This window comes from Pigmentiphaga litoralis (assembly GCF_013408655.1).
GTDB classification, from domain to species: Bacteria; Pseudomonadota; Gammaproteobacteria; order Burkholderiales; family Burkholderiaceae_B; genus Pigmentiphaga; species Pigmentiphaga litoralis_A.
In genome coordinates, this window is record NZ_JACCBP010000001.1 from 987,302 (window position 1) to 1,010,111 (window position 22,810).

Sequence of the window (22,810 nt, forward strand, 5' to 3'; positions counted from 1 at the left end):
TCTCTCCGTAGCCTCAATGCACGGGCGCCGGACCACCTTCCACGCGTCTCGACCAAACTCCAGGACTCGCGAGCCGCACGTCTCCACGATTTCCGATCCGATTCAGACAAACATCCATAATTATTTGACAGTAGAACAATAATGTCAAAAAACAAGCGTCTTTGTTCAATATAATTACGTATTACGTAGTAATATTTGATATTACGTAAGGATGCCGCATGATCACGCCCGCCGTAGACGAAAACCAGCTTGCCGCCGACGTTGAAGAGCTGAAAAAGCAGTTTCCGAATACGCAGCTCCTCTACAAAGAGGTGTGCGCGTTGATGTTCCTGCGGTACGGCATCACGCCGACGGTAAATCGCCTGTACCAGCTCGTGCGTCGTGGCAGCATGTCTGTTCCGTCCGATACGCTGCGCCAGTTCTGGCAGGAACTGCGCGAGAAAAGCCGGGTGCGCATTGAGCATCCTGACCTGCCCGACGCGCTCAAGACGGCGGCGGCGGAATCCTTGGCGGCGATGTGGACGCTGGCGCAGCAGGCGGCGACGGACGGGCTGACGGCGTCCCGCGCCGAAGCGGCGGAGGAGGTGAGGGCGGCGCAAGCCGTTGCGCGCGACCAGGCGGCGGCGTTTGAAGCTGCCGAGGCTCGCCTGACTGCGTTGCTCGGCACCGAGCGGCGGCGTGCAGACGATCTGTCGGGTCGCCTGGCGGATCGTGAGGCCGCCTACGCCCGCCTGGCGGATCAGCGGACCACCGATCACGCAGCGCACGCCCGTCAGTTGGCCGCCGCTGCGCAGGCCGAGGCCATCGCAGCCAGCGAGCGCGATGTGGCTCGCAAGGAACTGCAGGCCGCCCAGGCGGACACGGAAAAGATCCTGGCGACATTCAATGCCCAGCTCGACAAATTCCGAGAGGACAGCGCGGCGTCCGAGGCACGCCATGTGGCGATCGAACGGCGTGCTTTGCTGGACCTGGACCAGGAACGTCAGCGCAGCAATCGCCTGGCCAAACAACTGGAGCAGGCCCAGCAAAAGCTGAACGAGACGATGTCCGAGCAGGCCCGCGCCGTCGCGACACTGCAGAACCAGATCGGGTCGTTGCAGGCGCGGCTCGGCGAGTCGGAAGGCCGGCTGGCCGCAGCGCGCGAAGACAGCGGCCGTTGGCAGGCCACGTGTGAACGCCTGCAAAGTGAGCTGGCAAGGCAGCAGCAGATTGCCAGGGCCGAGGCCACCGCTCACGCCAAAGCTGCTAACACCAAAGCCGCTGAAGCCAAGGCCAGCCGCCACCAGCCAAAAAAGGCACGCCAGTGAGCCGGGACGCCGCACCAGCCGCTGCGTTCCTGGCGCTGTGGAACGACATCGATCCATCTCGCCGGGAAGACTATGAACGGTGGCACACGCTGGAGCACGTGCCCGAACGGGTCTGGGCGCCGGGCTTCTTGTCCGGCACGCGTTATGTCGCCACGCGTCCGGGGCAGCCGCGCTATTTCACCCGCTACGACTTGAATGATCTGTCCGCGCTGGAGACGGCGGCCTATCAGGATCTGGTCGACCACCCGACGCCGTGGAGCGCGTCGATGCGCCCGGCGTTGTCGCAGTTTCTGCGCAAACCCTGCCGGCAAGTCGCCCTGGCAGGTACATCACGCGCAAGCGCCTTGCTGGTGTTGCGGGTGGTGCTTATAGAGGGCAGCGACGACGCCATGACGCAGAGCGCGCATCGCCTGCTGGCTGAAGGCGCCCGGCACATCGTGACGTCGGTGACGGTCGGACGCGTCGAGTCGGCGGGGCCGCAAGCCATGCGGAACGTGGATGAGGCGCCTGCGGGGAAAGAATGGATCTTCCTGGTTGAGGCGACGGCGGTTGAGCGACTGGATGGCCTCGAAGCGCTCGCGCGCTCACTGATCCAGGCAGCAACGCATCAAGACCTGGACAACGGCAAGTCCGCACCCTGGTTCGCCGCCAGCCATTACCGCTATGCCAGCAGCGTCACGCACGGTGACGTGGCAGGTCCCAGTCGCCCGGCGCCCCGCACGGACCTGTTCACGGATGAAGGCCCATGATGGCCAATCAGACGGCCACCTGCTGAAATGCCTGCCTGCGCGATCCCGCCATCCCGACGCCCACGCGTACCACCAAACCGTTAGCGGTTGTGCCAGCCGTTTGGGTGGTGTGGCAGGCGGCCGAAAAAGCCGCCATACTTTCGCAGCTTGCGCTGCCCGGCAGGCCGATGGCGTTGCGCGCACGCGCGCTGCGCTGCCAGACATGCCGGGCATCATCCGGCAATCCCGAACACCCCGCCGTCACCAAGGAACACCCGTATGTCCGCCGCGCCCGATGCCGCCACGATCGAATCCGTCCAGATGGGCGAGCTTGCCTGCTGGCGGGTCCGCACCCAGTGGGCGGAAGCCCTGATTGCCACGCAGGGCGCGCAACTGCTCAGCTACACGCCGCACGGCCAGCCGCCGATTGTCTGGCTGAGCGAGGACGCGAAGTTTCTGCGGGGTCAGCCGCTGCGGGGCGGGGTGCCGGTGTGCTGGCCGTGGTTTGGCGACCTGGCGCGCAATCCGCAGCCCGTGCGCGACATGTTTGCCCCCGATGCCGCGGCGCCTGCGCATGGCGTGGTGCGCGGCGTGGAGTGGGAGCCGGGCGCAGCAACGGCGGAGTCCGGGCGGGTGGTGATGGATTTTCATTGCCACATGCCCAATGGGTCGGGCGAGTGGAAGCACCCGGCCGATCTGCTGATTCGTTTCCGCATGGGCGAAACACTGGAGATCCAGCTGTGCACCCATAATTTCGGCGACGCGCCAATCACGGTGAGCCAGGCGCTGCATACGTACTTTGCGGTCAGCGACAGCCGTCAGATCACGATTGAAGGCCTGGAAGACACGACCTACATCGACACGATGCGGAATTGGGAGCCTGTCACGCAGACGGGGCCGATCCGGATCGAGGGCGAAACGGACCGGATCTACACGGGCATCGACCGGGCAATCGAGATCGTGGATCCGGGCTGGCAGCGCCGCATTCATATCGAGGCATCGCAGTCGCGGTCCGCCGTGGTGTGGAACCCGTGGGTGGAGAAGGCCGCGCGGCTGTCGCAGTTTCCGGATGACGCTTGGCAGCGCATGGTCTGCATTGAAACGGCGCGGGTCTGGGACGACGTGCTGGTGGTGGCGCCGGGCAAGACGGAATCGATGTCGGTCACGATCCGGGTCGACGCCGCGGCGCCCGCAGGAAGCGCAACGACCGCATCGACCGCATCGACCACGGCCGCGGCCGGTTCCGCAGCCGACTCCGCAACCGGTCGCGACGCCGCGGCGTAAGCCACGCACCCAGCTGCCATGGGCACCCGCCAGAGCACCATCGATTACCTGCTGGAGCAAGTGGCAGACGCGGGCATCGTGACGTCGCGCAAGATGTTTGGCGAATACGCGGTGTATTGCGATGGCAAGGTCGTGGCGCTGGTCGTTGGCGATCAGGTCTACCTGAAGGCGACCGACGCAGGCCGTGAGTACCTGGGCGAGGTGGAAGACGGCTTTCCGTTTCCGGGCGCCAAGCCCTGGTTCGCCATTCCTGGGGACCGGTGGGACGACCGCCGGTGGTCTGCCGGTCTGATCGCCGCGACGGCCGCGGCCTTGACCGAGCCGGTGCTGCGCAAACGGCGCAAGCGCCGCGACGCGGACCGGCCGGGCAGTTGAATCTGGCTGTTGGCGGTGATCGCCAGCGTCACCGCCAACAGCAGCCGCGTAACCTTCCCCGGCGTCACCGCGAACTGCAGCCGCGTAACCATTCGACGGCCCCGGTTACCGTGCCTTACCCGGCGCATCGGCGATGCCGTTAGGATGCAGGCTCATCCTTGCCACTTGACCCCGGGCGTTCCATGTTTCGATTGACCTTGTTGTGGCACCGGCTTCGCGCCCAGATGTGGTGGCGGCCTACGCTGTGGAGCGTGTTCGCCGTCTTTGCCGCCCTGATCGCTGCCGTCGCCAATTACTACGTGCCCGACAGCGCCGTGCCGGATATCGAGCGCAGCACCCTGCAGGGGCTGCTGACGATCATCGCGTCCAGCATGCTGGCGGTCAGCACCTTTTCGCTATCGATCCTGGTGGGCGCGTTCACGTCGGCATCGACGTCCGCCACGCCACGCGCGACCCGTCTGGTCATGGCCGACGACCGCGCCCAGTCGGCGATCGCCAGCTTCATCGCGGCGTTCATCTACGCCATCATCGCCTTGTGTGCCCTGGGGGTCGGGTACTACGGCCCCGCCGGCCGCTTCGTGCTGCTGGCCGGCACGATCTGCGTGCTGATCTACATCATCGTGTCGCTGTTGCGGTGGATCCAGACCCTGTCGTCGATCGGCCGCTTGAGCACCACGATCGCCACGGTGGAAGCTGCCGCTGTCACCTCATTGCAAGCTTATCGGCGCGACCCTTTGCTGGGTGCGATGCCTGCTCCGGCGCAGACGGTGCATGGCGTGCCTTTGCATTTGTCGCAAACGGGCTACCTGCAGCATCTGGACATGGGCCGGTTGAACGAGGCCGCAAAAAAGGCCAAGGCGACGCTGCACATCGTGGTTCGTCCGGGCGCGATGCTGCACCCCGCGCGGGTCGTGGCGGTGTGGTCCCAGCCGCCAGCCTTGTCGGTCGACGAACAGCGCAAGCTGGAGGCGGCGTTTGTGATCGGCGCGGAGCGCAGCTTTGAGCAGGACCCGCGCTTTGGCGTGATCGTGATGGCCGAAATCGGGCAGCGGGCCTTGTCGGCGGCGGTCAACGATCCCGGTACCGCAATTGGTGTGATCAGCGCGTTGGCCCGCATATTGATCGATACGGCCGTGGCGCCCGAAGACGAGGCGTCGGCCAAGCCTGGGCGCTTCACGCATCTGACGTTGGTGGAGCTGGATGAGGCCGACCTGATCCGCGATACGTTCGACCCGCTGTCGCGCGACGGCGCCAGCCTGATCGAAATTGGTGTGCGGACGCAGAAAGCGTTGGGCGCCGTGAGCCTGGGCACGAAGGGGAGGCTGGCCGAGGCAGCGCGCCGTCAGGCCTGGCGCAGCTATGAACGGTCCAAGGTGGCGTTGACCTTTGAAGAAGACCGGCTGGTGCTCGAAGCATTGGCCAGAGAAGCAGCAGGTGACGCGGCGTCGGTTACGACCACCTCGGCCGCTGAGCTCAACACGCAGCGCTAGGCATCACCGCCCTGCGGTCAGCTGAACCCACACCGCTGGGTCGATCGCGCCCGGCACCGGTCCGCGACTTATTGCAGCGCCGCCGATGCCTTTGCCGCCAGTTTCGTCTTGAACAGCCAGCTCTTGTAGTCGTCCAGGTCCCCGTCGAACGGCTTGACCGCGCCGTCGGCCACGATCACGAACTGGTCGGTCGTCGCGCGCAGCAAATGCCGATCGTGCGATACCAGCACCAGCGTGCCCTCGAACTGGGCCAGCGCCATGGTCAACGCTTCGCGCGTTTCCAGATCCAGGTGATTGGTCGGCTCGTCCAGCAGCAGCAGGTTGGGCCGCTGCCATACGATCAGCGCCAGGGCCAGCCGCGCCTTTTCACCGCCCGAAAACGGCTTGATCGATGCCGTCGCCATGTCGCCCGCGAAGTTGAAGCTGCCGAGGAAGTTGCGCAGTTCCTGCTCGCGTGTGGTGGGCGCGATCTTGTTCATGTGCCAGAGCGGCGATTCGTCGTGGCGCAGCATTTCGACCTGATGCTGGGCAAAGTAGCCGATCGACAGGCCCTTGCCGAACACGGTGTCCCCGCTCAAGGCCTGCAATTCGCCGGCGATCGTCTTGATGAACGTGGATTTGCCCGCGCCGTTCACGCCCAGCAGGCCGATACGCTGGCCGCCCTGGAGTGAAAAATTGATGCCGTCGATGATGACCTTGTGCGCCGCGGCCTTGTCTTCAGGTTCGCCCAGCCGGTAGCCTGCCTGCACACCGTCCATGATCAGCAGGGGATCGGGCGCGCGCAGCGGTTCGCGAAAGGTGAATGAAAATTCTGCCGGCGGACGCAGCGGGGCGATCTCTTCCAGCTTGGCCAGTGCCTTGATCCGGCTTTGCGCCTGACGGGCCTTGCTGGCCTGGGCCGAGAAGCGATCGATGAAGGACTTCAGGTGCGCGCGCTGGCGCTGCTGCTTTTCCATCATGCCTTGCGCAAGAATCATCTGCGCGGCGCGCTGGCGTTCGAACGAGCTGTAGTTGCCCGAATAGCGCTTGAGCTTGCGATCGTCGATGTGGACGATCACGTTCACCACTTCGTCCAGGAAGTCGCGGTCATGCGAAATGACCAGCAACGTGCCGGGATAACGTTTGAGCCAGTCTTCCAGCCAGATGATGGCATCCAGATCCAGGTGATTGGTCGGCTCGTCCAGCAGCAACAGGTCTGACGGGCACATCAGCGCCTGCGCCAGGTTCAGGCGCATGCGCCAGCCGCCCGAAAAGCTCGTCAGCGGTTCGTCCATCTGCGCCAGCGAAAATCCCAGGCCCAGCAGCAGCTGTTCGGCGCGCGACCGCACGGTGTAGGCGTCGGCGTCAGCCAGCAGGCCATACAGCTCACCGATCATCAGGCCGTTCTCGGCGGTGTCGGGTTCGCTTTCCAGTTCGGTCAGGCGGGCTTCCAGCGCGCGCAGGCCCACGTCGCCGTCAATGGCGTAGTCGATGGCGGAACGGTCCAGTGCGGGCGTTTCCTGCGCCACGTAGGCCACGCGCCAGGTGGGCGGGAAGCTCAGGTCGCCCTGATCCGGATGCAGTTCACCCCGCAACAGGCCGAACAGGCTCGACTTGCCGGCGCCATTGGCCCCGATCAGGCCGATCTTGTCGCCCGGATTGAGGAGGACATCGACCTTGTCGAGCAGCGGCTTGATGCCGCGAATGAGGGTGACTTGCTGGAAACGGATCATTAATGAGGGGCAGGGAAGGGGTGATTGCAGCCCGCGAGGTTACTTCAAATACCGGGTTTACCTGTAGCTGGATTGCCCAAAGTGCGGAAGTGAGACGAGAAAGGCGTGCGAATCGGCAGAATCGGAGAGATTTGCAAAAGTGTCCGGTGATTATTGCCGAGCAGGGTCCACAACTTTGCGCAATCCGTTGATGGCGCTGGGCTTGCGGGGGCGGGAACGCCGATTGCTTGAACTCAACCGTTACCCAACACCCACAAAAAGAGGCACATCCATGGCTGATACGTTTAGCGATACCCGTCCTGTCACCGGTTTGTTCAACGACCGCGAATCCGCCGAGCGCGCCTATAACTCCGTCAGCACGCGCGGCTACGGCAGCGATGACATCAACGTCGTGATGTCGGACGACACGCGCGCCACCCATTTCGGCAACACCGAACTGGCAGAGACCGAACTGGGCAACAAGGCCGCGAAGGGCGCTGGCGTCGGCGGCGCGATTGGCGGCACGATCGGCGCAATCGCTGCGGCGGTGGCGGCCATCGGCACGTCGCTGGTCCTGCCAGGCCTGGGCCTGGTTATCGCCGGCCCGCTGGCAGCAGCGTTTGCCGGTGCGGGCGCCGGTGCGGCGGCAGGCGGCCTGGTTGGCGCACTGGTCGGCTGGGGCATTCCGGAAGAGCGCGTTCGCCACTATGAAGAAGGCGTGAAAAAGGGCGGCATCCTGATTGGCGTGCGTCCGAAGAACGCCGAAGACGCGGCCTTTATCGAACAGGAATGGAAGGCCAACCGCGGCGAGCACGTGTACTACTAAGCTGCGCGCCAGGCGCTTGCCTGGGCGCTGCCGTGGCGAGGATGACGGCGTCAACGCGTTATGCCCCGCTGCGTGGCAGCATCCTTGAAGGTTCCAGGCACAAATGAAAACGCCGCCCTGCGCAAGCACGGCGGCGTTTTTATTGGCGGGTAGTTTTATTGGTGGGTACGTTTACCGCATAGTGGCAATCTGCATTTCGCCCCTACAGCATCGTGCCGTGGGTACAGTCCACCCTTGCTGCCTTCCCTTACGGATAGGGCATCGCCATGCGTTCACCCATCCGCGTCGGCACCAGGGCTGCAAACTTGGGATCCCACCGCACCCGGTTTGCGCCGAACAACAAGACCACTGTCGATCCCAGCAGGAAGCGGCCCATCTCGGCGCCCTTGTCCAGGCGGACCGGCGACGCGCCGTCTGCGGTGTAGCGCTTGACCACCACATCGGGGCTGTGCGGCGCGACCCGTCCGCCCCAGACCGTTTCCATCGATCCCACGATCATCGCGCCGACCAGGACCACGGCCATCGGCCCGAGTTCGGTGTCGAACATACAGACCAGACGTTCGTTGCGGGCAAACAGCCCCGGCACCTGGCTGGCCGTGACCGGGTTCACGGAAAACAGCCGCCCGGGCACGTAAATCGTTTCGCGCAGCGTGCCGGCCAGCGGCATGTGCACGCGGTGATAGTCGCGCGGCGACAGGTACACGGTGGCGAATTGCCCGTTCATGAACGGTGCGGCGCGGGCCGCATCGCCGCCCAGCAGGTCGCGTGCGGTAAAGCTGTGACCCTTGGCCTGGAAGATATTGCCTTGCTCGATCCGGCCCAGCTGGCTGACCGCACCATCGGCGGGACACAACACCGCGCCGTCGGTGGTGTCCAGCGGCCGCGCGCCGTGTTTGAGCGCGCGGGTAAAGAAGGCGTTGAACGTGTCGTAGGCGAGCGGATCACGGAGGAAGGCTTCGTTCATGTCCACGCCGTACTTGCGGATGAACGTGGTGATCATCCAGTTCTTGATGGCGGGCGTGCGGCATTCCGATGCGGCACCAAACGCTTTCGAGATCAGGTCATGCGGCGCCGCATATTGGCTGAGGACGAAAAGCTGGTCTTTGAAGGACATTGGATGTCGCCTCCCGGGAAGGGCGGCAGGGCGGTCAGAGATGGCGGGATATTACACGCGTGTTCCGTGGGAAGAAGTGAGTGTCTGTACGGGTTGCATGCTAGTATTAATGACGGTCGTAATGTAAGATGGATTTTTGCTGGAGAATTGGCATGGCAAGAGTGTCCCGAGAGCAGGCCGCCGCACACCGCGAGGCCATTGCCGATGCGTCGGCCCGCTTGTTTCGCGAACATGGGCTCAATGGCATCAGTGTGTCCAACCTGATGGCCGAAGTGGGCCTGACCCACGGCGGCTTCTATGGTCATTTCGCGTCCAAGGACGACCTGGCCACGATCGCCTGTCAACGCGCGTTTGAAGACTCCGCGTTGAAATGGCAGGCGCGCTTCCAGGACTGGGGGCCCGAGGCTGACCAGTTTGCCCGCTACGTTGCCGCGTATCTTTCGCCGGGGCACCGCGAGCGGGCGGGGACCGGATGCACTGCTGTGGCGCTTGCCGCCGATGTGGCTCGCGAACCCGATGGCAAGCCGGTGCGGGACGCGTTCCTGAAGGGTCTGGAAGGCATGATCGAACGGCTGATGGCCGCGTCGGGTGAACGTTCGGCCCAGGGCGATCGTGATGTGGCGCTGGCGCAGCTGGCGACGTTGGTCGGGGCATTGACCTTGGCGCGTGCGACACGGGGCAGCCCGTTGTCGGACGATATTCTCAGGGCGTCGTTGCGATCCTTGATTGGCGACAGCGATGTCTAGTCCGCTGGCGCCATCGTCATCGGGGCCAGGCGTGGCGGCGTCGGCGCCGGCTTCTTCCCTCTCATCGCCGTCCGGCGCGCCGCCTACCGCAGCCGCGCTGCGCGCGCAGCGCTTGCTGCACGGCCCCGTGCTGGCCACCATTTTGATGCTGGCGGCGCCCAACCTGCTGATGATGTTGTCGCAGGCGGCCGCCAACTTCCTGGAAAGCTATTACGTGGGTCTGCTGGGCGTCGATGCGCTGGCGGGCGCGGCCCTGGTGTTTCCGGTTGTCATGCTGATGCAGATGATGTCGGCGGGCGGCATTGGCGGCGGCGTCTCGTCCGCGATTGCGCGCGCCCTGGGCGCCGGCCGGCATGAACACGCCGAGGCCCTGGCGCTGCACGCCTTCGTCCTGGCCATTGCCGCGGGCGTTTTGTTTAGGGTCGCAGCCATCGCGGGCGGGCCGCTGCTGTATTCCGCCATGGGCGGGCAGGGCGAGGCGCTGAAGGCGGCGCTGACGTATTCCAACGTCATCTTCCTGGGCGCCATCTTTCTGTGGGTGGCCAACCTGATGGCGAGCGTGCTGCGGGGCACGGGCAACATGGCCCTGCCGGCGATCGTGCTGACGCTGGGCACCCTGGTCTTGTTTGTCACGTCGCCCGTCTTGATCTTCGGCTTGGGTCCCATTCCGGCGATGGGCATTGCCGGCGCCGGACTGGCCCTGGTGCTGTATTACGTGCTGGCCACGGCGATCCTGCTGTTCAAGCTGGTGCGCGGCACGGGCGGCCTCAAGCTCAGTTGGCATCACCGCCTGCACTGGGCGGGGTTTGCCGACATCCTGGGCGTGGGGGGCTGGGCCCTGATCAACAACCTGACGACCAATCTGGCCGTGGTGGTGGCGACGACATTGGTCAGTCCGCTCGGGACGCACGCGCTGGCGGGGTTCGGGCTGGGGATTCGCCTGGAATATCTGCAGATCCCTATCGTGTTCGGCGTCGGTAGTGGACTGGTTGCGATGGTCGGGATGAATGTGGGCGCAGGGCAGTGGCAGCGCGCGCGCCAGGTGGCCTGGACCGGCGCGCTGGTGGCTGCCGCCGTGACCGAAGCCGTGGGATTGGGCGCCTCAGTGTTCCCGCACGCCTGGCTGGGGTTGTTTACGCATGATGCCGATGCTATCGAGATCGGCGTGCGCTACCTGCGCACCGTGGCGCCGTTCTATGGCTTGATCGGCATTGGCCTGTCGCTGTACTTCGCGTCGCAGGGCGCGCGGCGGATGCACTGGCCGGTGGCCGCAGGCGTGCTGCGCGTGATCGTCGTGGTGGGCATCGGGAGCCTCGCGGTGCATGGCTTCGGCGGCGGGCTGGATTCCGTGTTGTGGTCGGTGGTGGTGGGCCTGATGGTGTTCGCGGGCGTGACGGCAATCCCGTGGATACCGCGAATGAAAGACGCGGTGTAACGGCGCCCTGCGGGGCTGCGCGGCGGGTGCACAATAGGTTGCGGGCGGGTAATGACTGGCGCTGGCTGGCGTCCACCCGTCTTCCTCTCCGCTTTCCTTGCGTGTCTGGAGCGCCCATGAGTACCGACCCGATCGACCTGCAGTCCAGTGGACTGAAGGTGACTTTTCCCCGCATGAAGATCCTTGACGTGTTCCGGACCAGTTCGCACCGGCACCTGAGCGCCGAGGATGTCTACAAGATCCTGACGCAGGACCACGTCGATCTGGGTCTTGCCACTGTGTATCGCGTCCTGACGCAATTCGACCAGGCGGGGCTGCTCAAACGCAGCCAGCTGGGCAGCGGCAAGGCCGTCTACGAGTTGAACGACGGCGAGCGGCACCATGGCCATCTGGTGTCCCAGGCGACCGGCGAGGTCATGGAATTTTTCGACCCCGACATCGAAAAGCGGCTGGCAGCGATTGCAGATGAACTGGGGTATGAGCTGACCGAATACACGCTGACCTTGTTCGGTGTGCCCAAGCGGCTGCCCGCGAGGGCCGGCCAGGACTGATGCGCCGGTGCGGGGCTTCGCCGCCTTAAGGCGGCGGCGGTCCGGGCGTTGCGCAGCTTGCGTCACCCTGGTGTGACTTCAAGGTCATCGCGTATGATCGGCCCCTTCTGTCTTCCTGGCGTCGTCCCGTGGACCTGACCCTGCTCTGGATACCTGCGACGGTCATCGCCGCTGCCGCACAGACCGCCCGCAACACCATGCAGCACCGGCTGACCGATACACTGGGCACCATTGGCGCCACGCAGGTCCGCTTTCTGTATGGCCTGCCGTTTTCCTTGGTGTTCCTGGTCGTGGTGCTGATGGTGGGCGGCGAAAGCCTGCCCGCGTTCAACTGGCGCTTTGCCGCGTTTGTGGCCGGGGCGGCGGTGACGCAGATCGCCGCCACGGCGCTGATGCTGGCGACGATGCAGCTGCGATCCTTTGCGCTATCCACCGTGTATATCAAGACCGAGCCCTTGCAGGTGGCGGTGTTCGGCGTGGTCGTGCTCGGCGATCATTTGTCGGTGTGGGGCGCGTGCGCGGTGATCGTGGCCACAACCGGCGTCGTGCTCATGTCCCTGAAAGGCAAGGGCGCCACCCTGGCGGGTTCGGGCTGGCGGCCCGCGCTGCTGGGTATTGCGTCGGGCGCCGGCTTTGCTCTGTCGTCGGTCGGCTTTCGTGGGGCCTTGCTGTCGCTGGACAGCGGATCCTTCGTGCTGCGGGCCACGTCCACGCTGGTCGCGGGCCTGGTCCTTCAAACGATCATTCTTGTGGTGTGGCTGCTGGTCTTCAAGCGTGACGTGCTGCTGGCGATCTTGCGATCGTGGCGTTCGTCCTTGCTGGCAGGCTGCGTCGGCGCCGTGGCGTCCCAGTTCTGGTACATCGCCTTTGCGTTGACCGCGACCGTGAATGTCCGGACCTTGGGACTGCTTGAAGTCCTGTTTGCGCAGGTGGTGTCGCGCAAGGTGTTTGCACAGACCGCCACCGGACGGGAACGGCTGGGGGTGGGATTGGTGCTGGTGGGGGTGGTGTTGCTGCTGGTGTCGACGTCGACGTAGCTGCGGTCAGATTCCCACGGCGATCGCATACGTCGCAGCGGCAACGACCACGAAGAACGGGACGCTGTACACGTGGAAGTCCCACCAGATCCGCTTCGAGCCTTCCAGCCGCAACGCAATCAGGTTCGCCATGGATCCGATGGCCAGGCCATAGCCACCCACGTTCACGGCGATCAGCAGGGTCTGCCATTCCTTGGTGAACTGCGACAGGAACACGGTGGCCGGCACGTTGCTGATGATCTGCGACAGGCCGGCGCCGCTGGCGAACAGTGTCAGGCGATGCGCCCAGTCCACTTGCCGTGCCAGCGCCTGAACAGGCCCCCAATCGGCAAGGTGGCCCAGTCCGATGAACAGCGCGGCAAAGGTGGCCAGCAAGGCCCAGTCGACCTGCCTGAGAGACGTCCTGTCCACCACCAGAAACAGCAGTGCCGCCACCAGCCCGGCCACATAGGCGTGTCCGGCCTGCAGCAGCACGATGGTGGCAATCAGCATGGCGGCGGCCGTCAATGCCAGGGCTGGTTTGCGAGGCGTGTCTTCGCGCGCAGCACGGGCAGGGCCACCGCGCGTGGCGGTGATGGTAGCGGCTGACGCTTTCGTCGAAGTTGCGGTTGATGTTGCTGTCGTCGTCGAGGCTGTCTTCGAATCTGACGCTGCCGCCGATAGGGCAGCGGACTTCGACGGAAACGCCAGCAAAATGAACAACGCAAGCGCGACCATGTTGACCGCACACGCCGGCAGCATCCACAGCACGAAATGCCAGGCATCCACGCCTGACACCTGCCAGATCAACAGATTCTGCGGGTTGCCGATCGGACTCAACATGGACCCCGCATTCACCGCAAACGCCAGCACTATCACCATTCGCCGGCGCACCGGATCGGGCAGGTCCAGCGTCTGGGCAATGGCCAGGGTCAGGGGCACCAGCAGGAACAGGCTGACGTCGTTGGTCAGCAGCATGGATGACACCGCCGCGCCCGCCGCCAGCGCCAACGCCAGCCCGCGCAGGCTCGTCATCCGGTCGGTCAGCTGCCACGCGGCCGCCTGCACATACCCGCTGCGCCGCACGGCCTGGGTCGCCACCAGCAGCGCAAACAGGCCCGCCAGCGTGGGGCCATCCAGCCATTCCAGATAACGTTCGCCCGGCTGCGGATCGGCCACGGCCAGCACCAGCGCCAGCACGACAGCGATGCACAGCAGCCATTCGCGCTTGGCGTGATCCCACACCGACAGACGTTCCGGCGCGCCGGACGACGGCGCAGGGGAGGTTGGCGAGCGGGGCGGCAGGGCAGGGCGGGATGTCATCGGAAGCGCCAGGGAGCAAGGTGGCGAGAGCTTACCCGAACCCCTTTCTTTTCGCGCTCGGACGCTTTTGTCCCATGGCGCTTTCTGTCCTGCCCGACAACGCCACACCGGACCGGCCTCGCGCATAATCCGGCTATCGATGTTTCCGGCAAGGAGAATCCCATGTACCGACGCATCATGCTTGCTGTCGACGGCAGCACGCCCGCCGCACTGGCATTGAAGGAAGCGATCAAGCTCGGCAAGGCGCTTTCATGTGAAGTCCACCTGGTTCATGTGATCGACGACGCGGGCGCGGCGGATGACGTGGGGTATTTCGCGCCCGCTGCCGCCAATCAGAAGCTGCTGGATGCCGGTCGTGATTACCTGCAGCGGGCTGCCGCCGAGTTGGCCACGGCGGGCGTTGCGCACAGCGAACGCCTGATCGAAGAGCCATTTGCCCCGGGTGGCATCGCCATCACCATCGACCAGGCCGCGCGTGAGGCGTCGGTGGACATCATCGTCATGGGGACGCATGGCCGCCGGGGGGTTCGCCGATTGTTGATGGGAAGCGTGGCCGAAGGTGTCCTGCGCCTGAGCCGCGTGCCGGTCTTGCTGGTGCAAGGCGAGGATGACGGACCCGCCTTCAGCCTGCGGCGGTCGAGTCAAGCGTAAGCAGCGGTAAATGGCTGGAGCAAGCCGCAGCGGCTCCGGTCATACCGACGGGATGCATGGCATATGCTGCATCCATCGATCGACGGATCGGCCGTTACGTCGGCGGATCCGCGCAATGCTGCCCCAGTTGCTGCTGGCCCATTAATGCCGCCCCGTCCGGATGACGGGACGTACCGTAGGAGTGTTCGTCATGGACATCGAAGACCGCAAAGCCATCCAGGGATTGTTTGCACGCATGGAAGAAGTGGGCCGCAACGGCACCGCGCGTGATCCCGAAGCCGAAGCCTATATTCAGGCGCGCATCGACGCCATGCCCGGCGCAGCGTATTACCTGGCGCAGACGGTCCTGATGCAGGAACAGGCGCTCAAGGCCGCCGAGGCCAGAATGGGTTCGGGCGGATTCAGCCCGGCACAGGGCGCGGCCAACGCGGCGCCCGCCCAGGCATCGGGTCGTCTGGAAGAAAGTGGCGGCTACTTTGGCCGGACGCCTCCGCCCGGAACCACCACGTCGGCGGCGGGCGCCAGTGCGTTCAATGACGGACGGTCACCGTCGCAAACCCTGACGCCTAGCGGTCAACCCCTGGGCGCGGCGCCGCCCGCAGGCAGCAATATGGCGCCTGCGCAGGCTGCTGCACCGGCAGGGCGCGGCGGTGGTTTTCTGGCGGGCGCCGCGCAAACAGCCATGGGTGTGGCCGGCGGCATGATGCTCGGCAACCTGCTGGGCGGACTGTTCGGCGGTCACGGCGCCAATGCGAACGCGGCGGAACATGCCAAGCCCGATGCGCTGGCGGACAGCAACCAGGGCAACGACGCCGCGAGCGGTAACGACGCCACGGCGAATGACGGCAATGACACCTGGGACTGGGGCGGCGGCAACAAGGAGCAGGTCGCGGCCGACGACACGTCCAACGATGACTTCGGCTCGGGCTTTTTTGACGACGGCGGCAGCGACTACGACGAAGTCTGATCGGCGAACGTCACGCCGCAGCCCGGCCCCTCGGGCAAGTGGATCACCCCCTTCACGACGGGCAACGGCGTGAAGGGATCGTCTTTCAGATGTTGATGTTCGGACAGCTCGCAGGCGTAGGGCAGGGCGCGCAACGCCACTGCGGCCTGCAGGCTGGCCGATTGCATCAATGCCGGCCCGAAGGCGGCGCCCATGCGGCATCCGACACCCCCCGCATCGCAGATGCGTGCGGCATCCATGAAGCGGCGGAAACCGCCCAGCTTCGTTACCTTAAGATTGATCACGTCGGCCACGCGGTCCGTGACCAGACGGTAGACATCGTCCAGCGTCTGGGCGCTTTCGTCGGCCTCGATCGCGACCGGCAAGGTGTCTGTCACCAGCTTGAGTCCCGCCCAATCCCGCTGCGGCACGGGCTGCTCGATCAAGGCAATGTCATAACGTTCCATCTTGCTGAAAGCGCTGATCATTTGCTTGGCGTGATACGACTGATTCGGGTCCAGCGTCAGGACGACGGCATCGCCCACGGCGTCCCGCACCGCGGCAATACGCTGCACATCCAGTGACGTGTCGCCCGCCAGCTTCAACTTCAGCTGGCCATACCCTTCTTCGGCCAGCCGCGCGGCGATCGCCGCCATCTCGGCCGGCGTCTTGATCGGCAGGATCCGCGACTGCGGCACGCTGTCCCGCAGCTTGCCGCCCAGCAGCACGTAGATGGGAACCCCCAATTTCCGCGCCAGCAGGTCATGCAGGGCCATGTCCACCGCGGCCTTGACGCTTGGCTGGAAAGCCAGCTGCACGTCAACGGTTTCCATGATGCTGGCGATATCGGTCGCATCCCGGCCGACCAGGGAGGGTGTGATGAATTCCAGCGCCGATCGCGCGCCGTCGCCATGCGTGGAGATGGCAGGAATGGCATGCGCATAGGCGCGTCCCACATTGCCTTCGTCGTCCGTCAGGCTGAGCACCCAGCCTTCCAGCTGCGGCACCTTTGCGCGCGCAAACTTCCACTGGGCGTCGTGCAGGCCTTGCGTGCAGGGGGTAATGGCAGTTGAAACGATGGGCATGGCGATCCTGGATAGGTGGGGGCGGGCAGGCAGGGCAGGGCATGCAGTGCGACAGGGCACGGGGGCAGTCGGGCAGGGCAAAGGGCTTGGCTGCCAAGAACATTGAACGATCGGGGCAGCCCAGGCCATTCGGTGCGGAACGGCCCGAGCTGAACGCCAGCCGTGCCACGTCATGTCACGTCAGGTCATTCCAGCGTGATGTTGCCGCGCGTGACCACCTTCTGCCACTTGGCGTTTTCCTGCTTCATCAACGCGCGGTATTCGGCGGGCGTTGACGTCTGCACATCCGCGCCTTGCTTGGCAAAGCTCTGCTTCAGTTCCGGGTCCTGCAAGGCAGCCACGATGGCGTTGCGCAGTTTGGTCGCCACTTCAGGCGGCGTCGACACCGGGGCAATAATGCCGTAATTGGTGTCCATCAACACGTTCGGCATACCGGCTTCGGCCGTGGTTGGCACATCCGGCAGCTGCGTTGCGCGCTGCTTGCCCGCGATCGCCAGCACCCGCATGCCACCGGTGGCAACGTGCGGCAGCACGGGCGTCAGATCTACCATCGTCATCTGCACTTCGTTGCTCAACACGGCAGTGACCGCCGGGGCGGCGCCCTTGTAGGGCACGTGCGTGATGCGGATGCCGGCTTCCTGCTTGAACAGTTCGGCGCCAATGTGCGGCGTGGTGCCGGCACCGGCCGAACTGTAGTTGAGCGCATCCGGCTTGGCCTTGGCGGCCGCGATCAGGTCCTTCAAAGACGTATAGGGCGACTTGCCATTCACGGCAATCACCGCCGGGATCCGCGCGACCAGGGTCAGATACTGGATGTCATCCAGCGAGTAGGGCACTTTCATCAAGGTCTGCATGCCGGCCAGGGGGCCCGGCGCAGCGAGCGCGATCGTGTAGCCATCCCCGGTGGCGCGCACCATGTTGTCGACACCAATGGTGCCGCCAGCGCCGGGCTTGTTCTCGACCACAACGGCCTGGCCCAGAGACGGGCCGATCTTTTGTGCGATCAGACGGGCAATGACGTCAGTCGGGCCGCCCGCGGCGTACGGGACGACCAGGCGAATCGGACGGCTGGGCCAGGTGTCGGCGGCGTGGGCGGCGTGTAGGGGAAGCGCGATCGTAACGACGGCGGCGGCCACGGCGGATGCCGTGAAACGAAGTGGGGTCATGCGGTCTCCTGTGCTCGGCTATGTCGGCTGCCAAGGGCGCCTTTCGAGTTGGCACGAGTATAGGAAGCCCGGGGACGCAGTCCCAGCACCGGGATGACAAAGCAGAAATGCGGATCGGGGAAGAAGCGGGTGCCGGGGCGTCGCCATGGGGGACGTCGGCCCGTCACGTCGCCTTTCCGTCGTCCCGCCTGCCGTTTCAATCCCCTGTGTCGGTCAACCCCGCGAACCACGCCGCATACGGCGTGTTCTTTACCATCTTGCGGTTGTAGTCGGGCGCGCCGTCGGTCCACCAGACCGGGCCCCGTTCGCCCAGCGCCGTCTTGGCCTGGTCGACGGCGGCATGGGCTGCGTCGCTTTCCGCTTGGGGCGGCGTGCCCCGCAAGGCCCGGCGTGCATCCATCAATTGTTTGACCAGCACCGCGCGATCGTCTTCCGACAACGACGGATTCGACTTGCGCCACAGGCGGCCGCGCACGACGAAGTAGCGGCCGTCGGGGGTGTCGGGATAACGCGAGGCGGTGACGTCCGCTTTGCGTGCCGTCATGCTGCCTCCGCCGTCGCCTTGTCCGACAAGGTGTCGACCAGCAGCGTGAACAAGGGCTCGGCGGCGGGTGACAGCACGTGGCCTTCCCGCACAAAAATTTCGATCACCCGTTCGACATGGGGCTCGACCAGCGGCACCACCCGCAAGCCTGCCGCGCCCAAGCCGCTGCAGGCGCCTCGGGGCAGCACCGCAATGCCCGCGCCGCCCGCCACCAGGCCGACCGCAGTCGCCAGATGCTGGACTTCATAGGCATGGCGAATCGGAAACCCATGCTGCTTGGCCACCATTTCGATCTGCACCCGCAGGCCGCTCAGCGCACCAATCCCGATCAGGGCCTGGTCCTTCAGGTCCGCCCACGACACCGCCTTGCTGTTGGCGAAAGGATGGTCCGCCGGGCAGGCCAGGGCGATGGGGTCGGAAAACAGGCGGCGGCGTACCAGGCTGTCGGTGTCGCCGGCCAGCACGGAAATGCCGAATTCGGCGTCGCCCCGCTGCACGGCGTCCCGGATTTCGGTGGCCGAACGATCCAGGATCTGCAGGCGATTGCGCGGAAACAGGCGCCCGTAGGCGGCGATGGCCGGCGACAGCAAGTTGGCCGTGATCGTGGGCAGGCACGCAAAAATGACCTGGCCGTATCCCTGCATCGTGTTTTCTTTCAGTTCCTGCATGGCCACCGACAGTTCGCGGATCAGCCGCCGGGCACGCGGCAGGAACAGCGCGCCGGGCTGCGTCAGCTGCAACGCACGGGTGCTCCGCGTGATCAGCGCGCCGCCCACCGCGGTCTCCAGCTTGGCCAGACGGCGGCTCAGCGCCGTCTGGGAAATATGCAGGTAGCGCGACGCGCGCGTGAAGCTGCCCAGGTCGGCAATGGCCACAAAGGCCTCCAGCCCGAGGATGTCGAAGTTGTGCATGGAATGCGCCGGTACGCCGATTTATGCAATACATGCATTATTGGTCGAATCGAATGCATTTTACTAATAGGCGACGTCCTTCCTACACTGCCTGCACAAGATCCATAACGACAGGAGACAACGTGAAGCCCTTCCGCCTTTCATTAACGCCGTCCGCGCGGGCCGTCTGCGCAGGCTTGCTGTTTGCCATGGCGGCCGGCGCCGGAGCAGCCGGTCCGTATCCCGCCAACCCCGTGCGGATGATCGTGCCATATCCCCCCGGCGGGCCGACCGACATCGCCGCCCGCATGGCCGCCGATGAACTGGCCAAGTCGCTCGGCGTGACGGTCGTGGTGGAAAACAAGGCCGGGGCAGGGGGCATGGTCGGCGCCGACATGGTGGCGCGCGCCCGCCCGGACGGGGCGACCTTGCTTGTGAACGCGTCCGCGCACGTCATCTACCCGGCCATCTTCAAGGAGGTGAGCTTTGACGTGATCGACAGCTTCACCCCGGTGACGCAGCTGGTGCAGGTCCCGTTGACGCTGCTGGTGCCCACATCGCTGCCCGTCAACAACGTGCGCGAACTGATTGCCTATATCAAGGACCATCCGGGCAAGGTGGCCTTTGCGTCCGCGGGCAATGGCGGCGCACCGCATCTTGCCGGCGAACTGTTCAAGAAAGTGGCGGGCGTCAATCTGCTGCATGTGCCTTACAAGGGCAGCTCGCCCGCGCTGACCGACCTGATGGGCGGGCAGGTGCAGGTCATGTTCGACTCCATGACGTCTTCGCTGTCGTTCGTAAAGGCGGGCAAGCTGAAGGCCCTGGCGGTGACGACACCCGAACGGTCGTCCATGCTGCCGGACGTGCCCACGATGAAAGAGTCGGGCCTGCCGTCGTATGTGCTGACCAACTGGTATGGCTTGTGGGCGCCCAAGGGCACGCCGCCCGCGCTGGTCGCGCAGTTGGCCGACGCCTTGAACACCCGCTTTCATTCGGCCGCCATCACGCAAAAGCTCAACGCGATTGGCGCCGAGCCCGTCATCAGCAAGCCCGAGGACTTTTCCCGCTTTGTTGTAAAGGAAAAGGACAGCTGGGGAGCCATCGCCCGGGATTCCGGCGCCACCATGAATTGAATGCAAGGAAACCGAAGCATGCAGGACAGACACACAGCACGCGTCGCCATCGTGACCGGTGGCGCGCAGGGAATCGGGCGGGCGATCGCAGCCCGCCTGATTGAAGACGATTTTGAGGTGGTGATCGTTGATCTGAAAGGATCGGCCGACGCCGCCCAGGACCTGGGCGAGCACGCGCTTGGCCATGACGCCGATGTGAGCGACGCGGAACAGGTCCAGGCCATGACCGAGGCGGTGCTGGCAAGATACGGGCGCATCGATGTCCTGATCAACAATGCCGGCATCTACACGTCGTTGGCCAAGCGGCCGTTCGACCAGATTCCGCCGAACGAATGGCGCCGGGTGTTCGAAGTCAATGTGGAGGGCGTCTGGCATTGCTGCCGCATGGTCGCGCCAACAATGCGCGAGGCCAAGGCGGGCGTGATCGTGAACATTGCGTCGGCTGCCGTCGCCAAGGGCAATCCCATGCTGCTGCAGTATGTGGCCAGCAAGGGCGCCGTCCTGGCCATGACCCGCGTTCTGGCCCGTGAACTTGGCGAGTCTGGCGTACGCGTCAATACCGTGTCCCCTGGCTTTACCTTGAGCGATGGCGTCATGGCCACGGCAGGGCAACGGGAAAGCCAGCTTGCCGGATCACGCGACGCGCGCGCCATGCACGAAGACCTGCAGCCAGGCGATATTGCCGGCGCGGTGGCGTACCTGGTCCGTCCGGAAGCCCGCATGATGACCGGTCAGAACCTGACGGTCGACGGCGGCATGACCATGAATTGAGGGTAGGGGAGACCATGAAAACGCAATATGACCATTTCATCCACGGCAACTGGCGCGCGCCGCTGGACGGGCAATACTTCGACAAGGTCGATCCGGCGTCCGAAGACCTGTTGACGCGCGTGGCACGCGGATCGGAAGCCGATATCGATGCCGCGGTAAAAGACGCCCACGCCGCGTTTCCGGCCTGGAAAGCGCTGGGCGTGACCCGGCGCGCCGAGATCATGCGCAACGTGGCTGCGGCGATCCGGGCCGAGGCCGAGGACCTGTCCGCGCTGCAGGCGCAAGAAACCGGCAAGGCCCTGGCACGGTCCCGCAACGACGTGGCCGTGACCGCCCGGTATTTCGACTATTACGCGGACCTGGCCCATGCCTTGGGAGGCGAAACCTTGGTGGGCGATCCTGCCTTGCACACCTTCACGATTCGCGAGCCGTTCGGCGTGTGCGGCAACATCGTTCCGTGGAATTCGCCGTTACAACAGGCCGCGCGGGGCATTGCGCCGGCACTGATCGCCGGCAATACGTCGGTCGTCAAACCGTCTGAAGAAACGCCGTTTTCCTGCCTGGAACTTGCCCGTATCGCCAGCGCGGCAGGGTTGCCGCCCGGCGTGCTGAATGTCGTGCCGGGCTACGGCGCCGAAGCAGGCGCGGCCATGGTCGGCCATCCGCTCGTGCGCAAAGTGACGTTTACCGGATCAATCCGGGCGGGCCGGCAAGTCGGCGCCGTCGCGGCCGAACGCATCATTCCGCTCAGCCTGGAACTCGGCGGCAAGTCGGCCAATGTCGTGTTCGACGATGCGGATCTGGACGCCGCCATTCCGGCCGCCTATGCCGCCATCATGGGCAACTCGGGCCAGATCTGCTCGGCCGGATCGCGTTTGCTGGTGCAACGCGGCATCCACGACCAGGTGGTCGCCGGTCTGGCGGCACTGGCCGCCAAGGAACAGGTGGGCGACACCCGGCACGGCGCATCCATGGGGCCGTTGACCACGCGCGATCAATACGATCGGGTCTTGTCCTATCTGGACGTAGCGCGCAATGAAGGCGCCACGGTTGCCTGCGGCGGCGGCCGTCCGGATGGCGTGGGCAGCAAGGGCTGGTTCGTTGCGCCAACGGTGCTGACCGGCGTCACGCCCGCCATGCGGGTGGCTCAGGAAGAAATCTTTGGCCCGGTGTTGAGCGTGATGGTGTTCGATGACGAGGCGGATGCCGTGGCGATCGCCAATGCCACGGACTACGGCCTGGCCGCCGCCGTGTGGACGCAGGACGTGAACCGCGCGATGCGGATGGCCAGAACGCTGGATGCCGGGCAGGTGTACGTGAACAACTACCACGGCGGCGGCGTGGAGACGCCGTTTGGCGGGTTCAAGAATTCAGGCTACGGCCGGGAGAAAGGCGCCGAGGCCTTGAACCATTACACGCAGATCAAGACGGTGGTGGTGAAGGTGTCGGATCGGTAAAGGGATAGGTGGGACGGGTTGGAGGGCGTGCATGGCCAACCCGTCCTTTTACGTATCAACGTGAGTTGACATAATATACATTATGCGAGTTATGAAGTTGCGCGTGTGGGGCGGTGCCGATGGCGTCTTTCGTCCGCTATCTGGGCAAGCGCGGCGCGCTGCCCATCCAGGAGGCTGAACGCCTGGTGAACCGTACGGTTGAGCCCGCCGACCGGGCATAATGAACGCCACGCACCCGCCGTCGAATCACGCCGATTCCGATTCGACGACGCACTCAGGAC

22 protein-coding genes are annotated in these 22,810 nt (G+C 65.1%); 15 read left to right on the top strand and 7 right to left on the bottom strand.

The window, feature by feature from the left end; translation table 11 throughout:
• The first annotated feature begins 218 nt into the window (after nucleotides 1-218).
• The 5 genes from HD883_RS04335 to HD883_RS04355 all read left to right on the top strand — a co-directional run bounded on the left by HD883_RS04335 (nucleotide 219) and on the right by HD883_RS04355 (nucleotide 5,184).
• Nucleotides 219-1,307, top strand: coding sequence for a DNA-binding protein (locus HD883_RS04335; protein WP_179587664.1), 1,089 nt, complete (start codon nucleotides 219-221; stop codon nucleotides 1,305-1,307).
• Nucleotides 1,304-2,056 (top strand): DUF4286 family protein, encoded by a 753-nt coding sequence (locus tag HD883_RS04340; protein WP_179587663.1) that lies wholly within the window; start codon nucleotides 1,304-1,306, stop codon nucleotides 2,054-2,056. The genes HD883_RS04335 and HD883_RS04340 overlap by 4 nt, the downstream gene beginning before the upstream one ends.
• 258 nt (nucleotides 2,057-2,314) lie before the next feature.
• Complete coding sequence (locus tag HD883_RS04345) at nucleotides 2,315-3,319, top strand: D-hexose-6-phosphate mutarotase (RefSeq protein WP_179587662.1); 1,005 nt, start codon at nucleotides 2,315-2,317, stop codon at nucleotides 3,317-3,319.
• A gap of 18 nt (nucleotides 3,320-3,337) precedes the next feature.
• Nucleotides 3,338-3,694 carry a TfoX/Sxy family protein gene (locus HD883_RS04350; RefSeq protein ID WP_179587661.1) on the top strand — a complete coding sequence of 119 codons (357 nt, stop codon included), beginning with the start codon at nucleotides 3,338-3,340 and terminating at the stop codon, nucleotides 3,692-3,694.
• Between the two features lie 182 nt (nucleotides 3,695-3,876).
• Nucleotides 3,877-5,184: a DUF2254 domain-containing protein gene (locus HD883_RS04355; protein ID WP_179587660.1), complete on the top strand. Its 1,308-nt coding sequence runs from the start codon at nucleotides 3,877-3,879 to the stop codon at nucleotides 5,182-5,184.
• 68 nt (nucleotides 5,185-5,252) lie between these two features.
• Here HD883_RS04355 and HD883_RS04360 read toward each other — a convergent pair whose 3' ends face one another.
• Nucleotides 5,253-6,896 carry an ABC-F family ATP-binding cassette domain-containing protein gene (locus HD883_RS04360; RefSeq protein WP_179587659.1) on the bottom strand — a complete coding sequence of 548 codons (1,644 nt, stop codon included), beginning with the start codon at nucleotides 6,894-6,896 and terminating at the stop codon, nucleotides 5,253-5,255.
• A gap of 271 nt (nucleotides 6,897-7,167) precedes the next feature.
• Between HD883_RS04360 and HD883_RS04365 the strand changes: the two genes are divergently transcribed.
• Complete coding sequence (locus HD883_RS04365) at nucleotides 7,168-7,701, top strand: general stress protein (RefSeq protein WP_179587658.1); 534 nt, start codon at nucleotides 7,168-7,170, stop codon at nucleotides 7,699-7,701.
• 247 nt (nucleotides 7,702-7,948) lie between these two features.
• On the opposite strand, the gene asd is transcribed toward HD883_RS04365, so the two are convergent.
• Nucleotides 7,949-8,815 carry an archaetidylserine decarboxylase gene (gene asd / locus HD883_RS04370; RefSeq protein WP_179587657.1) on the bottom strand — a complete coding sequence of 289 codons (867 nt, stop codon included), beginning with the start codon at nucleotides 8,813-8,815 and terminating at the stop codon, nucleotides 7,949-7,951.
• Between the two features lie 152 nt (nucleotides 8,816-8,967).
• Between asd and HD883_RS04375 the strand changes: the two genes are divergently transcribed.
• The 4 genes from HD883_RS04375 to HD883_RS04390 all read left to right on the top strand — a co-directional run bounded on the left by HD883_RS04375 (nucleotide 8,968) and on the right by HD883_RS04390 (nucleotide 12,584).
• Nucleotides 8,968-9,561 carry a TetR/AcrR family transcriptional regulator gene (locus HD883_RS04375; RefSeq protein ID WP_179587656.1) on the top strand — a complete coding sequence of 198 codons (594 nt, stop codon included), beginning with the start codon at nucleotides 8,968-8,970 and terminating at the stop codon, nucleotides 9,559-9,561.
• Complete coding sequence (locus HD883_RS04380) at nucleotides 9,554-10,996, top strand: MATE family efflux transporter (protein ID WP_179587655.1); 1,443 nt, start codon at nucleotides 9,554-9,556, stop codon at nucleotides 10,994-10,996. Before HD883_RS04375 ends, HD883_RS04380 begins: the two co-directional genes overlap by 8 nt.
• A gap of 116 nt (nucleotides 10,997-11,112) precedes the next feature.
• The gene (locus HD883_RS04385; protein WP_179587654.1) at nucleotides 11,113-11,547 is read left to right on the top strand and encodes a transcriptional repressor; all 435 of its coding nucleotides are present in this window, start codon (nucleotides 11,113-11,115) and stop codon (nucleotides 11,545-11,547) included.
• A gap of 128 nt (nucleotides 11,548-11,675) precedes the next feature.
• Nucleotides 11,676-12,584, top strand: coding sequence for an EamA family transporter (locus HD883_RS04390; protein ID WP_179587653.1), 909 nt, complete (start codon nucleotides 11,676-11,678; stop codon nucleotides 12,582-12,584).
• 6 nt (nucleotides 12,585-12,590) lie between these two features.
• On the opposite strand, the gene HD883_RS04395 is transcribed toward HD883_RS04390, so the two are convergent.
• Nucleotides 12,591-13,886 (bottom strand): SLC13 family permease, encoded by a 1,296-nt coding sequence (locus tag HD883_RS04395; RefSeq protein WP_179587652.1) that lies wholly within the window; start codon nucleotides 13,884-13,886, stop codon nucleotides 12,591-12,593.
• A gap of 162 nt (nucleotides 13,887-14,048) precedes the next feature.
• Here HD883_RS04395 and HD883_RS04400 point away from each other — a divergent pair, with 162 nt between their 5' ends.
• Nucleotides 14,049-14,537, top strand: a complete 489-nt coding sequence (locus tag HD883_RS04400) for a universal stress protein (protein ID WP_179587651.1) — start codon at nucleotides 14,049-14,051, stop codon at nucleotides 14,535-14,537.
• Between the two features lie 190 nt (nucleotides 14,538-14,727).
• A complete protein-coding gene (locus tag HD883_RS04405; protein WP_179587650.1) occupies nucleotides 14,728-15,504 on the top strand; it encodes a DUF2076 domain-containing protein in 777 nt (258 codons plus the stop codon).
• Here the strand turns inward: HD883_RS04405 and HD883_RS04410 are convergent.
• The 4 genes from HD883_RS04410 to HD883_RS04425 all read right to left on the bottom strand — a co-directional run bounded on the left by HD883_RS04410 (nucleotide 15,489) and on the right by HD883_RS04425 (nucleotide 19,189).
• Nucleotides 15,489-16,568 (bottom strand): mandelate racemase/muconate lactonizing enzyme family protein, encoded by a 1,080-nt coding sequence (locus HD883_RS04410; RefSeq protein ID WP_179587649.1) that lies wholly within the window; start codon nucleotides 16,566-16,568, stop codon nucleotides 15,489-15,491. The two genes, HD883_RS04405 and HD883_RS04410, sit on opposite strands and share 16 nt — an antisense overlap.
• A 185-nt stretch (nucleotides 16,569-16,753) precedes the next feature.
• On the bottom strand, nucleotides 16,754-17,734 hold the full coding sequence (locus HD883_RS04415; protein WP_179587648.1) for a Bug family tripartite tricarboxylate transporter substrate binding protein: 981 nt from the start codon (nucleotides 17,732-17,734) through the stop codon (nucleotides 16,754-16,756).
• 196 nt (nucleotides 17,735-17,930) lie between these two features.
• A complete protein-coding gene (locus tag HD883_RS27595) occupies nucleotides 17,931-18,278 on the bottom strand; it encodes a hypothetical protein (protein WP_179587647.1) in 348 nt (115 codons plus the stop codon).
• Nucleotides 18,275-19,189 (bottom strand): LysR family transcriptional regulator, encoded by a 915-nt coding sequence (locus tag HD883_RS04425; RefSeq protein ID WP_179587646.1) that lies wholly within the window; start codon nucleotides 19,187-19,189, stop codon nucleotides 18,275-18,277. The genes HD883_RS27595 and HD883_RS04425 overlap by 4 nt, the downstream gene beginning before the upstream one ends.
• A gap of 122 nt (nucleotides 19,190-19,311) precedes the next feature.
• Between HD883_RS04425 and HD883_RS04430 the strand changes: the two genes are divergently transcribed.
• Genes HD883_RS04430 through HD883_RS04440 form a run of 3 tightly spaced genes read left to right on the top strand, consistent with a single transcriptional unit; the run spans nucleotide 19,312 to nucleotide 22,529 of the window.
• Nucleotides 19,312-20,301: a Bug family tripartite tricarboxylate transporter substrate binding protein gene (locus tag HD883_RS04430; RefSeq protein ID WP_373563306.1), complete on the top strand. Its 990-nt coding sequence runs from the start codon at nucleotides 19,312-19,314 to the stop codon at nucleotides 20,299-20,301.
• Between the two features lie 18 nt (nucleotides 20,302-20,319).
• Complete coding sequence (locus HD883_RS04435) at nucleotides 20,320-21,072, top strand: SDR family NAD(P)-dependent oxidoreductase (RefSeq protein WP_179587645.1); 753 nt, start codon at nucleotides 20,320-20,322, stop codon at nucleotides 21,070-21,072.
• Nucleotides 21,073-21,086: 14 nt separating this feature from the next.
• Complete coding sequence (locus tag HD883_RS04440; protein WP_179587644.1) at nucleotides 21,087-22,529, top strand: aldehyde dehydrogenase family protein; 1,443 nt, start codon at nucleotides 21,087-21,089, stop codon at nucleotides 22,527-22,529.
• Nucleotides 22,530-22,810: the final 281 nt, after the last annotated feature.

What these genes read in the sequence shown, in the direction of transcription:
- HD883_RS04435 (WP_179587645.1), top strand. Translation starts at nt 20,320, where the DNA reads ATGCAGGACAGACACACAGCACGCGTCGCCATCGTGACCGGTGGCGCG.
- HD883_RS04375 (WP_179587656.1), top strand. Translation starts at nt 8,968, where the DNA reads ATGGCAAGAGTGTCCCGAGAGCAGGCCGCCGCACACCGCGAGGCCATT.
- HD883_RS04350 (WP_179587661.1), top strand. Translation starts at nt 3,338, where the DNA reads ATGGGCACCCGCCAGAGCACCATCGATTACCTGCTGGAGCAAGTGGCA.
- HD883_RS04360 (WP_179587659.1), bottom strand. Translation starts at nt 6,896, where the DNA reads ATGATCCGTTTCCAGCAAGTCACCCTCATTCGCGGCATCAAGCCGCTG.
- HD883_RS04365 (WP_179587658.1), top strand. Translation starts at nt 7,168, where the DNA reads ATGGCTGATACGTTTAGCGATACCCGTCCTGTCACCGGTTTGTTCAAC.
- HD883_RS04335 (WP_179587664.1), top strand. Translation starts at nt 219, where the DNA reads ATGATCACGCCCGCCGTAGACGAAAACCAGCTTGCCGCCGACGTTGAA.
- HD883_RS04415 (WP_179587648.1), bottom strand. Translation starts at nt 17,734, where the DNA reads ATGACCCCACTTCGTTTCACGGCATCCGCCGTGGCCGCCGCCGTCGTT.
- HD883_RS04440 (WP_179587644.1), top strand. Translation starts at nt 21,087, where the DNA reads ATGAAAACGCAATATGACCATTTCATCCACGGCAACTGGCGCGCGCCG.
- HD883_RS04405 (WP_179587650.1), top strand. Translation starts at nt 14,728, where the DNA reads ATGGACATCGAAGACCGCAAAGCCATCCAGGGATTGTTTGCACGCATG.
- HD883_RS27595 (WP_179587647.1), bottom strand. Translation starts at nt 18,278, where the DNA reads ATGACGGCACGCAAAGCGGACGTCACCGCCTCGCGTTATCCCGACACC.
- HD883_RS04400 (WP_179587651.1), top strand. Translation starts at nt 14,049, where the DNA reads ATGTACCGACGCATCATGCTTGCTGTCGACGGCAGCACGCCCGCCGCA.
- HD883_RS04380 (WP_179587655.1), top strand. Translation starts at nt 9,554, where the DNA reads ATGTCTAGTCCGCTGGCGCCATCGTCATCGGGGCCAGGCGTGGCGGCG.
- HD883_RS04355 (WP_179587660.1), top strand. Translation starts at nt 3,877, where the DNA reads ATGTTTCGATTGACCTTGTTGTGGCACCGGCTTCGCGCCCAGATGTGG.
- HD883_RS04395 (WP_179587652.1), bottom strand. Translation starts at nt 13,886, where the DNA reads ATGACATCCCGCCCTGCCCTGCCGCCCCGCTCGCCAACCTCCCCTGCG.
- HD883_RS04345 (WP_179587662.1), top strand. Translation starts at nt 2,315, where the DNA reads ATGTCCGCCGCGCCCGATGCCGCCACGATCGAATCCGTCCAGATGGGC.
- asd (WP_179587657.1), bottom strand. Translation starts at nt 8,815, where the DNA reads ATGTCCTTCAAAGACCAGCTTTTCGTCCTCAGCCAATATGCGGCGCCG.
- HD883_RS04410 (WP_179587649.1), bottom strand. Translation starts at nt 16,568, where the DNA reads ATGCCCATCGTTTCAACTGCCATTACCCCCTGCACGCAAGGCCTGCAC.
- HD883_RS04385 (WP_179587654.1), top strand. Translation starts at nt 11,113, where the DNA reads ATGAGTACCGACCCGATCGACCTGCAGTCCAGTGGACTGAAGGTGACT.
- HD883_RS04425 (WP_179587646.1), bottom strand. Translation starts at nt 19,189, where the DNA reads ATGCACAACTTCGACATCCTCGGGCTGGAGGCCTTTGTGGCCATTGCC.